Annotated in this window: 11 protein-coding genes; 9 read left to right on the top strand and 2 right to left on the bottom strand. The window is 69.6% G+C overall.

Annotated elements, in window-relative coordinates; genetic code table 11:
- Nucleotides 1-30 precede the first annotated feature (30 nt).
- Nucleotides 31-423: an NADH-quinone oxidoreductase subunit A gene (locus GCN81_RS22470; RefSeq protein WP_156726468.1), complete on the bottom strand. Its 393-nt coding sequence runs from the start codon at nucleotides 421-423 to the stop codon at nucleotides 31-33.
- 199 nt (nucleotides 424-622) lie between these two features.
- On the opposite strand from GCN81_RS22470, the gene GCN81_RS22465 reads away from it, so the two are divergent.
- The 7 genes from GCN81_RS22465 to GCN81_RS22440 all read left to right on the top strand — a co-directional run bounded on the left by GCN81_RS22465 (nucleotide 623) and on the right by GCN81_RS22440 (nucleotide 8,383).
- Nucleotides 623-1,804 carry a sensor histidine kinase gene (locus GCN81_RS22465; protein ID WP_156726467.1) on the top strand — a complete coding sequence of 394 codons (1,182 nt, stop codon included), beginning with the start codon at nucleotides 623-625 and terminating at the stop codon, nucleotides 1,802-1,804.
- A 186-nt stretch (nucleotides 1,805-1,990) separates the two neighbouring features.
- Nucleotides 1,991-3,334 (top strand): sensor histidine kinase, encoded by a 1,344-nt coding sequence (locus GCN81_RS22460; protein ID WP_156726466.1) that lies wholly within the window; start codon nucleotides 1,991-1,993, stop codon nucleotides 3,332-3,334.
- Between the two features lie 87 nt (nucleotides 3,335-3,421).
- On the top strand, nucleotides 3,422-3,757 hold the full coding sequence (locus GCN81_RS32895) for an alpha/beta fold hydrolase (RefSeq protein ID WP_325065127.1): 336 nt from the start codon (nucleotides 3,422-3,424) through the stop codon (nucleotides 3,755-3,757).
- A 47-nt stretch (nucleotides 3,758-3,804) separates the two neighbouring features.
- Nucleotides 3,805-4,293: a hypothetical protein gene (locus GCN81_RS32890; protein ID WP_325065126.1), complete on the top strand. Its 489-nt coding sequence runs from the start codon at nucleotides 3,805-3,807 to the stop codon at nucleotides 4,291-4,293.
- A 99-nt stretch (nucleotides 4,294-4,392) separates the two neighbouring features.
- Nucleotides 4,393-5,052, top strand: a complete 660-nt coding sequence (locus tag GCN81_RS22450; RefSeq protein ID WP_231626912.1) for a LuxR C-terminal-related transcriptional regulator — start codon at nucleotides 4,393-4,395, stop codon at nucleotides 5,050-5,052.
- Between the two features lie 324 nt (nucleotides 5,053-5,376).
- A complete protein-coding gene (locus tag GCN81_RS22445) occupies nucleotides 5,377-7,308 on the top strand; it encodes a 2-oxoacid:acceptor oxidoreductase subunit alpha (protein WP_156726464.1) in 1,932 nt (643 codons plus the stop codon).
- Complete coding sequence (locus GCN81_RS22440) at nucleotides 7,301-8,383, top strand: 2-oxoacid:ferredoxin oxidoreductase subunit beta (protein WP_156726463.1); 1,083 nt, start codon at nucleotides 7,301-7,303, stop codon at nucleotides 8,381-8,383. Before GCN81_RS22445 ends, GCN81_RS22440 begins: the two co-directional genes overlap by 8 nt.
- Nucleotides 8,384-8,423: 40 nt before the next feature.
- Here GCN81_RS22440 and GCN81_RS22435 read toward each other — a convergent pair whose 3' ends face one another.
- A complete protein-coding gene (locus GCN81_RS22435) occupies nucleotides 8,424-8,807 on the bottom strand; it encodes a winged helix-turn-helix transcriptional regulator (RefSeq protein WP_231626911.1) in 384 nt (127 codons plus the stop codon).
- Nucleotides 8,808-8,907: 100 nt separating this feature from the next.
- On the opposite strand from GCN81_RS22435, the gene GCN81_RS22430 reads away from it, so the two are divergent.
- Together GCN81_RS22430 and rarD are read left to right on the top strand one after the other, a co-directional pair.
- On the top strand, nucleotides 8,908-9,768 hold the full coding sequence (locus GCN81_RS22430) for an SDR family oxidoreductase (RefSeq protein ID WP_156726462.1): 861 nt from the start codon (nucleotides 8,908-8,910) through the stop codon (nucleotides 9,766-9,768).
- A 183-nt stretch (nucleotides 9,769-9,951) separates the two neighbouring features.
- Nucleotides 9,952-10,878, top strand: coding sequence for an EamA family transporter RarD (gene rarD / locus GCN81_RS22425; RefSeq protein WP_231626920.1), 927 nt, complete (start codon nucleotides 9,952-9,954; stop codon nucleotides 10,876-10,878).
- Nucleotides 10,879-11,024: the final 146 nt, after the last annotated feature.

Genomic DNA, 11,024 nt, shown 5'->3' with positions numbered 1-11,024 from the left:
TGGACTCGATGGACACATCCGTCGCACGCGTCACGTCCACGCGAGGACCCCCTTCTTCCAGGCATAGAGCAGACCAATGACGAGGAAGCCGAGGAAGATGAACATCTCCACCAGCGTCGTCGCGCCGTACCCGGCGGCGGCGAACACCGTCGCCCAGGGGAACAGGAAGATCGAGTCCACGGCGAAGATCACGTACAGGAAGGCATAGACGTAGTAGCGCACCTGCGTGTGCGCCCAGCCCTCGCCGACCGGGTCGACCCCGCACTCGTACGTGAGCATTTTCTCCCGCGTCGGCACGACCGGCCGCAGCAGATGCCCCGCGCTGAACGCGACGGCGACGAAGAGCACGCCGACGACGGCGAGCAGTCCGACCACCGAGTAACTTTGGAAGTAGTCCGCCCCGAGAACGGCTGGTTCCGGCACGCTGGCCCCTCACTCCCTTGATCCCGTTGATCCCGTGGCCCGGTGTGTGGCGCTGTTCGACGATCTGTACGCACGGGAGTCTAGGGCCTGCTCTTGACGGAGTAAGCAGGCTGTCACGCATGAGGTGGGGTTTTCCCCAGTTCCTCCCCGGCGGTGTACCTCATGGCGCACAACCGCCCGACCCGGCAGGCTGACCCGTATGACCCCAGCACTGACCCCTGAGCGTGGCGACGACCCGCTACCGCCCGCCCGCTTCGCGTACGAGCCCCAGGCCTGGCGGGAGATCGCGCATCTGCTGCTCAACCTGCCGATCGCGCTCGTCGGGTTCCTGTACGTGACGACCGTGGTGTTCGCCGGTGGGTCCCTCTCGGTGACCGTCGTCGGGCTGCCGCTGCTCGCCCTGGGACTGGTCGGGGCGCGGCAACTGGGCCGGGCCGAGAGGTTCCGGGCCAGGAAGCTGCTCAGGCTGCGGATCGAGGAGCCGAGCCCGCTGCCGACGGTGCGGGACGAGGGGTACCTCGGTCGGCTGTGGTCGAGTCTGAAGGACCCGGTGGGCTGGCGCACGTTGCTGTACGACTTCATCCGGCTGCCCTGGTCCGTCCTCACCTTCACCGTCACGCTCGTCTCACTCTTCGTCCTGTGGCCCGTGCTGCCGTACATCGCGCGGCTCTTGACGAACGCCGACCGGATGATGGTGCGCGGGCTGCTCTCGCCGTCCGACGAACTGGAACGGCGCATCGCCGAACTGGAGTCGGACCGAGGGGTCGTGGTGGACACGGCGGCCGCCGACCTGCGCCGTATCGAACGCGATCTGCACGACGGCGCGCAGGCCCGGCTGGTCAACCTCGCGATGGGTCTTGGCATGGCCAAGGAGAAGCTCCTGGAGGGGCAGGCCGATGACGCTGTGGCCTCGATGGTGGACGAGGCGCACGGCGAGGTGAAGCTGGCGCTCCAGGAGCTACGTGACCTGGCCCGCGGCATCCACCCGGCGGTCCTGACCGACCGCGGTCTGGACGCCGCGCTCTCCTCGGTCGCCTCGCGCTGCACGGTTCCGGTGAAGGTGACGGTCGACCTGTCGTCCCGGCCCGCGGCCGCCATCGAGGGCATCGCGTACTTCACCGTCTCCGAACTGCTGCAGAACATCAGCAAGCACAGCGGGGCGCGCCAGGCGTCCGTCGATGTGTGGCGGGCCGGGGACCGGCTGTTGATCCAGGTCGAGGACGACGGGCGCGGTGGTGCCCGGCTCGACGGGGGTTCGGGGATGGCGGGCCTCGCGGACCGGCTCGGCGCGGTCGACGGGCTGTTCGCCGTCGAGTCGCCGACGGGTGGGCCGACGCTGGTCACCGCCGAACTCCCGTGGCGGGACCGCCTCACCGCGTAGACGTGTAGACGCGTAGGTAGGGAAAACCCCCGGGCCAAGAGGGAGACGAACCGCATGGTGCGGGCCCGCGCGACCTAGCAGCCTGGGAGTTACGCGGAACCCCCGGTACGCAGAACGCAGAACGCCAGTACGCGGAACCCCAGTACGCACCACGCGGGCACCACCGAGCAGAAACGGACGACACCGATGGCCACGGAGTACGGATCTCAGCCCCGGCCGCAGTTCCGGCCCGAAGCCACCGACGAGCGCGAGCACTTCCTGCCGCCCGCGCTGCGCGCGCCGATCGAGGCGAGGACCTGGCGCGAGTTCGGCTATCTGCTGCTGAGCCTCCCGATCAGCGTCATCACGTTCACCTTCGCGGTGACGATGGTCTCGCTCGGCGCCGGCCTGCTCGTCACCTTCATCGGCGTCCCGGTACTCGCCGCCGCCCTGGCGGGCTGCCGCGGGCTCGCGGTGCTGGAGCGGACCCGGGCCCGCGGTCTGCTGCGCCTGGACATCGCCGAGCCGCCGCCACTGCGGCCGAAGCAGAACAGCCCGATGGGATGGATGGGCGCGGTCCTCAAGAGCGGCACGTCCTGGCGGAACGTGCTGTACGCGCTGCTGCACCTCCCGTGGGCGGTGTTCGGCTTCTCGGTGGCGGTGACGTTCTGGACGACCGGCTGGACCCTGCTCACGTACCCGCTGTGGCAGTGGGTCTTCCCGATGTACGCCGGTCAGGGCGGCATCCAGCTGTACGGCGACGACACGCACACCTTCTACCTGGACTCGCCCATCGAGATCGGGCTCACCGCGCTGGCCGGGCTGCTGATCACCATGGCGACGCCCTGGCTGATCCGGGCCATGACGATGGTGGACCGGGTGATGGTGACCGGGCTGCTCGCGCCCTCGCGGCTGGCCAGCAGGGTGGTCGAGCTGGAGTCGGACCGGGGCGTCGTCGTGGACACGGCGGCCGCCGACCTGCGCCGTATCGAACGCGATCTGCACGACGGCGCGCAGGCCCGGCTGGTCAACCTCGCCATGGACCTGGGCCTCGCCAAGGAGAAGCTGCGCGAGGACCCGCAGACCGCGGCCCGCATGGTCGACGAGGCACACGGCGAGGTGAAGACGGCGCTCCAGGAGCTACGCGACCTGGCCCGCGGCATCCACCCGGCGGTCCTGACCGACCGCGGCCTGGACGCCGCGCTCTCCTCGGTCGCCTCGCGCTGCACGGTTCCGGTCCAGGTCGAGGTCGACCTGCCCTACCGGCCCGCGGCCGCCATCGAGGGCATCGCGTACTTCACCGTCTCCGAACTGCTGCAGAACATCAGCAAGCACAGCGGGGCGACCCACGCCATGGTCGACGTGTGGCAGGCCGAGGACCGGCTGATGATCCAGGTCACCGACGACGGCACGGGCGGCGCCGACACCGCCAGCGGCTCCGGCCTGGCGGGTCTCGCGGAGCGCCTGGACGCGGTCGACGGCATCCTCGTAGTGGACTCCCCCCAGGGCGGCCCGACAGCGGTCACGGCAGAACTCCCCTGGCGCCGCTGACCACAGACCGCCCCAAGACCGTCCCAACCCGGGCGCCGCCACCAAAACCGGGTGCGCCACCTCTTCTCACCTGCCTAGCGTGACGCCATGCACCCACCGATCACTGACTCCCTCCGCGTACCCGGCGCGACCCTTCGCTACGAGGTACGTGGCACCGGCCCCCTGCTGCTCCTGATCCCTGGCGGATCGGGCGACAGCGGCGCCTTCGACCACCTTGGCGCGGCGCTCGCCGACCGCTTCACCGTGGCCACGTACGACGCGCGCGGCGCGGCCCGTAGTCCGCTGGAGGGGCCGGTCACCGACCAGCGGGTCGAGGTGCACAGCGACGACGCGTACCGGCTGGTCAACCGGCTGGCGCCAGACGGCGAACCGTACACGTCTTCGGCGGCAGCGCGGGCGGCGTCACCGCGCTCGACCTGCTGACCAGGCATCCCGAGCGGCTGCGCCGGGTCGTCGTACACGAGCCGCCGGTGGTCGAGCTCCTGCCCGACGCCGCGGAGCATCGGGCGTTCTTCGCGGGCATCGTCGAGACCTTCCACCGGGAGGGGCTCGGGCCCGCGGTAGCCGCGTTCACCGCGGGCAACGAAGACGACGCCCCCACCCACCAACCGCCCGCCCCCGTCACCCCGCTCTCGCCCGAGGCGGTGAGCCGGATGGCCGACACACTCCCGTACTTCCTGAACCACATCCTGCGCCAGTTCACCGCCTACACCCCGGATATCGCCGCGCTCCAGGCCGTCGGCGCCGCCGAGCGTCTGGTACCCGCCGGAGGCCGGGACTCGCGCGGCCAGCGGCTGTACCGCCCCTCCGTCGCCCTCGCCGAGCAGGTCGGTGCCAAGCACCGGGACTTCCCCGGCGGCCACATCGGCGCCGCCGAACACCCCGCCGCATTTGCCGACATGCTCGCCGAAGCACTCACCGAGGTACGCACCGAGGTACGCACCGACACCCCTGGCTGAGGAGTACCACGTACCGCCACCTCAGCGCCCTCTGGTGCGTGTATACACATACAGAGAGGCCAACGGCGGTGAATGAGCCGCAAAAGGGGGTACACGAACGTGCGGGTGGTTATCGCCGAGGATTCAGTGCTGCTCAGGGAGGGCCTGACCCGGCTGCTGACCGACCGCGGGCACGAGGTGGTCGCCGGGGTCGGGGACGCGGAGGCCCTACTCAAGACGATCGGGGAGCTGGACGGCCAGGGCGCGCTGCCCGACGTCGTCGTGGCGGACGTACGGATGCCACCGACCCATACGGACGAAGGGGTGCGCGCCGCGGTACGGCTGCGCCGCGCCCACCCGGGGCTCGGGGTGCTGGTGCTCTCGCAGTACGTCGAGGAGCGGTACGCCACCGAGTTGCTGGCCGGGTCCAGTCACGGGGTCGGCTATCTGCTGAAGGACCGGGTCGCCGAGGTGCGGGAGTTCGTCGACGCCGTGGTGCGGGTCGCCGAAGGCGGCACCGCGCTGGACCCGGAGGTGGTGGCGCAGCTCCTGGGCCGCAGCCGTAAGCAGCACGTACTGACCGGGCTCACCCCGCGCGAGCGGGAGGTCCTGGGGCTGATGGCGGAGGGGCGGACCAACTCGGCGATCGCCCGGCAGCTCGTGGTGAGCGACGGAGCCGTCGAGAAGCACGTCTCGAACATCTTCCTGAAACTGGGGCTCTCGCAGAGCGACGGCGATCACCGCCGTGTTCTCGCGGTCCTCACGTATCTCAACTCCTAGCCCGCCGATCTCAACTCCTAGCGCGCCGATCTCAACTCCGGCACGCCGACGCTCCGCCAGGCATCGAGCAAAACGGTAGTCAGAGAACCAAACTATGCAAGAGGATCGTCACTACAGACGGGGAGTCACGAGGGGGCCACGGCCCCAGTGGGGGGACAGTGGGAGACGAATGAACCGTGCCGAACCCGTACGACTTACCGTCTCAAAGATGCATCCACCATACGAGCAACCCCGGGAAGGCACCCCTCACAGACGTAGGGTGGCCTTGGGAGGGCCGGTCAGCCGTTACCTCCCGTGCCGCAGCCTCGAGGGAGGTCCAGATCAGTGACCAGCCAGGTCAGCAGCCGATCCGAGCAGACCGACGGAACTGTCGTCGGAGAGCAGCGCAAACCGTCCGGGGACAAAGAGGTGCGCCGTCTGGACCGGGTGATCATCCGGTTCGCGGGTGACTCGGGTGACGGGATGCAGCTCACGGGTGACCGCTTCACGTCGGAGACGGCGTCATTCGGTAACGACCTGTCGACGCTGCCGAACTTCCCCGCCGAGATCCGGGCGCCAGCCGGGACACTGCCCGGCGTGTCGTCGTTTCAGCTGCACTTCGCCGACCACGACATCCTCACCCCGGGTGACGCGCCCAACGTCCTGGTGGCGATGAACCCGGCCGCGCTCAAGGCGAACATCGACGATGTGCCGCGCGGCGCGGAGATCATCGTCAATACGGACGAGTTCTCCAAGCGCGCGATGGCCAAGGTCGGCTACGACGCCAGTCCGCTGGACGACGGGTCGCTGGATGGCTACAGCGTGCATCCGGTGCCGCTGACCACCCTCACCGTCGAGGCGCTCAAGGAATTCGAGCTGTCCCGTAAGGACGCGGGCCGTTCGAAGAACATGTTCGCGCTCGGTCTGCTGTCGTGGATGTACCACCGGCCCACCGAGGGCACCGAGGCGTTCCTGAAGCAGAAGTTCGCCAAGAAGCCGGACATCGCCGAGGCGAACATCGCGGCGTTCCGCGCTGGCTGGAACTTCGGCGAGACCACCGAGGACTTCGCCGTCTCCTACGAGGTGGCCCCGGCCTCGAAGGCGTTCCCCACGGGTACGTACCGGAACATCTCCGGGAACCTCGCGCTGTCGTACGGGCTGATCGCGGCGGGCCGGCAGGCGGATCTGCCGCTGTACCTGGGCTCGTACCCGATCACGCCGGCCTCGGACATCCTGCACGAGCTGAGCAAGCACAAGAACTTCGGCGTGCGGACCTTCCAGGCCGAGGACGAGATCGCGGGCATCGGCGCGGCGCTCGGAGCGGCGTTCGGTGGCTCGCTGGCCGTGACGACGACCTCGGGTCCCGGTGTGGCGCTCAAGTCCGAGACCATCGGCCTGGCGGTCTCCCTGGAGCTGCCGCTGCTGATCGTGGACATCCAGCGTGGCGGCCCGTCCACCGGGCTGCCGACCAAGACCGAGCAGGCCGACCTGCTCCAGGCCATGTTCGGCCGCAACGGCGAGGCGCCGGTCCCGGTGATCGCCCCGAAGACGCCGGTGGACTGCTTCGACGCGGCCCTGGAGGCGGCCCGGATCGCGGTCACCTACCGCACCCCGGTCTTCCTGCTCTCCGACGGCTACCTGGCCAACGGCTCCGAGCCGTGGCGCATCCCCGAGGTCGACGAACTGCCCGACCTGCGTGTGCAGTTCGCGCAGGGCCCCAACCACACCGCCGCCGACGGCACCGAGGTCTTCTGGCCGTACAAGCGCGACCCGCAGACCCTGGCCCGCCCCTGGGCCGTGCCGGGCACCCCAGGGCTCGAGCACCGCATCGGCGGCATCGAGAAGCAGGACGGCACGGGCAACATCTCCTACGACCCGGCCAACCACGAGCTGATGGTCCGCACCCGCCAGGCCAAGATCGACGGCATCGACGTCCCGGACCTGGAGGTCGACGACGCCGACGGCCAGGCCAAGCTGCTGGTCCTGGGCTGGGGCTCCACGTACGGCCCGATCACCGCCGCCGTACGACGGCTGCGCGCCGCGGGACAGAGCGTGGCCCAGGCACACCTGCGCCACCTCAACCCCTTCCCGCGGAATCTGGGAGAGGTCCTCAGGCGTTACGAGAAGGTAGTGGTGCCCGAGATGAACCTCGGCCAGCTCGCCACCCTGCTGCGCGCGAAGTACCTGGTCGACGCCCAGAGTTTCAACCAGGTCAACGGAATGCCGTTCAAGGCCGAGCAGCTCGCCACGGCACTCAAGGAGGCCATCGATGACTGAGGCGACGATGTCGGAAGGCACGGGCACGATCGAGGCGCTTTCGCTGGTGCCGAAGGCCGAGGCCAAGCAGTCCATGAAGGACTTCAAGTCCGACCAGGAAGTGCGCTGGTGCCCCGGCTGCGGCGACTACGCGGTGCTGGCCGCCGTGCAGGGCTTCATGCCCGAGCTCGGACTGGCCAAGGAGAACATCGTCTTCGTCTCCGGTATCGGCTGCTCCAGCCGCTTCCCGTACTACATGGACACGTACGGGATGCACTCCATCCACGGCCGCGCCCCGGCCATCGCCACCGGCCTGGCCTCCTCGCGCCGCGACCTGTCGGTGTGGGTGGTCACCGGCGACGGCGACGCGCTGTCGATCGGCGGCAACCACCTGATCCACGCCCTGCGCCGCAATGTGAACCTGAAGATCCTCCTCTTCAACAACCGGATCTACGGCCTCACCAAGGGCCAGTACTCCCCGACCTCCGAGGTCGGCAAGATCACCAAGTCCACCCCGATGGGCTCACTGGACGCGCCCTTCAACCCGGTCTCCCTGGCGATCGGCGCGGAGGCCTCATTCGTGGCCCGTACGGTCGACTCCGACCGCCAGCACCTCACCAGCGTGCTGCGGCAGGCCGCCGCCCACCCGGGCACGGCGCTGGTGGAGATCTACCAGAACTGCAACATCTTCAACGACGGCGCCTTCGAGGTGCTGAAGGACAAGCAGCAGGCCCAGGAAGCCGTGATCCGCCTGGAGCACGGCAAGCCCATCGTCTTCGGCACCGACAGCGCCAAGGGCGTCATCCGCGACTCCCTCACCGGCGACCTGAAGATCGTCACCGTCACCGAGGACAACCAGTCGCAGATCCTGGTCCACGACGCGCACGCCGCCTCACCGACCACGGCGTTCGCGCTGTCCCGCCTCGCGGACCCGGACACCCTGCACCACACCCCGATCGGGGTGCTGCGCAGCGTCGACCGCCCGGTCTACGACACCCAGATGTCCGACCAGCTGGACGCCGCGATCGAGAGAGACGGCAAGGGCGACCTGGCCGCCCTGCTCGCCGGACGCGACACCTGGACGGTCGTCGGCTAGCCGAGCGATCCGTACCCACGAAGCCCGGTCCTGAGTGCGCTCAGGACCGGGCTTCGTCGTACGCGCTGCGGGCGTCGAGCACCGTCTCCGTGCGCTTCGCCGTCCACAAGGCCAGCTCCCGGACGTGCAGGGCCGCCTCCTGGCCGAGTTCGGTCAGCGAGTAGTCGACGCGGGGCGGGATCACCGGTTTGGCGTCACGGTGCACGAAGCCGTCGCGCTCCAGCGTCTGGAGCGTCTGGGCCAGCATCTTCTCGCTCACGCCGCCGACAGTCCGGCGCAGTTCGCTGAAGCGGTACGAGCGGTCCCGCAGCGCGAGCAGGATCAGCACCCCCCAGCGGCTGGTGACGTGCTCCAGGACGCCACGCGACGGGCACATCGGGTCGGTGACGTCGGCCTTCATTCCCGGCTGCCAGCTAACTTCCATACCAGTACCTTACTTCAAAGTGGGTACTTACGGGAAGTGAGTACCGCTCCTAGGGTAAGTGGCAGACCACTTCGCACAGGAAGAACAGGGAGTTTCAGGCATGAGCCTCGTCATCACCGGTGCCACCGGACACCTCGGCCGTCTCGTCATCGACGGACTGCTCGCCGCCCAGGTCCCCGCCCACCAGATCGCCGCCGTCGTCCGCGACAAGGAGAAGGCCGCGGACCTCACGGCGCGCGGTGTCGAGGTACGGGTCGCCGACTACTCCGCGCCCGAGACGCTGGCCGGTGTCTTCGCCGCCGGTGACCGGGTGCTGCTGATCTCCGGCAGCGAGATCGGCCAGCGCGTCGCGCAGCACCAGGCCGTGATCGACGCGGCGCGCGCGGCGGGCGTCGCGCTGCTCGCGTACACCAGCGTCCTGGGCGGCCCGGCGGCCGACTTCCAGCTCGCCGCCGAGCACCAGGTCACCGAGCGGGCGATCCTCGACTCCGGGCTGCCGTACGCCCTCCTGCGCAACGGCTGGTACCACGAGAACTACACCGCGAACCTCGCCCCGGTCCTGGAGCACGGCGCGGTCGTGGCGAGCGCGGGCGAGGGCCGAGTGGCCTCCGCCGCGCGCGCCGACTACGCGGCCGCCGCGGTCGCCGTACTGACCGGCGAGGGCCACGAGAACACCACGTACGAGCTGAGCGGCGACGTGGCCTGGAGCTTCACGGAGTACGCCGCCGAGGTGGCCCGCCAGTCCGGCCAGGAGATCAGCTACGCGAACGTCCCCGCCGAGCAGCACCAGGCCATCCTCACCAGCGCGGGACTGCCCGAACCGCTGCCCGCGATCCTGGTGGACGTGGACGCGGCCATCGAGCGCGGGCTGCTCGCCGGGACCAGTGGCGACCTGGCGCGGCTCATCGGACGCCCCACCACACCCGTCGCCGAGGCGATCGCCGAAGCCCTGCGAAGCTGACAGGTCCAAACTGACAGGTCCGAAAGCGGATATTGGACATGACACCCGGGCCCTCCCGGCGCTACCTTCAGTCTTCGGGCTCACGCTTCGAGCCCAGCGAAGGAACGACGCGGGGAGGGTCCGTTGACGTCTGCCACCGAGCAGCAGCGAGCCGGTTTGCTCTACGGCATCGGCGCCTACGGAATGTGGGGCCTGGTCCCCCTCTTCTGGCCCCTCCTGAAACCCTCCGGAGCCATCGAGATCCTCGCCCACCGCATGGTGTGGTCGCTGGCCCTGGTCGGCCTCGTGCTGCTGGTGCTACGCCGCTGGGGCTGGGTCCGTGAACTGCTCGGGCAGCCGCGCAAGCTGGGCCTGATATCCCTCGCCGCGACGGTCATCACCGTCAACTGGGGCCTGTATATCTGGTCGGTCAACTCCGGGCACGTCGTCGAGGCCTCGCTCGGCTACTTCATCAACCCGCTGGTCACCATCGCGCTCGGCGTCCTCATCCTGAAGGAACGGCTGCGCCCGGCGCAGTGGGCCGCGGTCGCCACCGGCTTCGCGGCGGTGGTCGTCCTGACCGTCGGCTACGGCCGCCCGCCGTGGATCTCCCTCGTCCTGGCCTTCTCCTTCGCCACGTACGGCTTCGTGAAGAAGAAGGTGAACATCGGGGGGCTGGAGTCCCTGGCCGCCGAGACCGCGATCCAGTTCCTGCCCGCCCTCGGCTTCCTCCTCTGGCTCGGCTCCCAGGGCGACGCCACCTTCGGCGCCGAGGGCGCGGGGCACGCCGCCCTGCTCGCCGCGACCGGCGTGGTCACCGCGATCCCGCTGATCTGCTTCGGCGCGGCGGCCATCCGCATCCCGCTCTCCACGATCGGGCTGCTCCAGTACCTGGCCCCGGTCTTCCAGTTCCTGCTCGGCATCCTGTACTTCCACGAGGCCATGCCGCCCGAGCGCTGGGCCGGCTTCGCCCTGGTCTGGCTGGCCCTCTCGCTCCTCACCTGGGACGCGCTGCGTACGGCCCGCACCAACCGGATCCGCGCGGCGACGGCGGCGCGGGCGGCAGCAGCGCAGGCGGCGGAGGCGGCGGCCCCCGCACCGACAGCCGAGGCCACGCCATCTGTCCGGTAGGCGGATGTTGATGACCGGTTTTCGCTCTTGACTGAACGTCAAAATCGCACCACATTCAGCACGCACACCACAGCACGGCAACTTGCTCCAGCACCCCGCGGCGCTCACGCCGCGGGGTGTCCTGCACTTCCGTCTCTGTCCCCGTA

Origin of the sequence: Streptomyces apocyni (assembly GCF_009739465.1) — a bacterium.
In the GTDB taxonomy this organism is placed as follows: domain Bacteria; phylum Actinomycetota; class Actinomycetes; order Streptomycetales; family Streptomycetaceae; genus Streptomyces; species Streptomyces apocyni.
The sequence above is the reverse complement of the archived record's forward strand: the minus strand, read 5'-3'. Positions and strand labels throughout refer to the sequence as shown.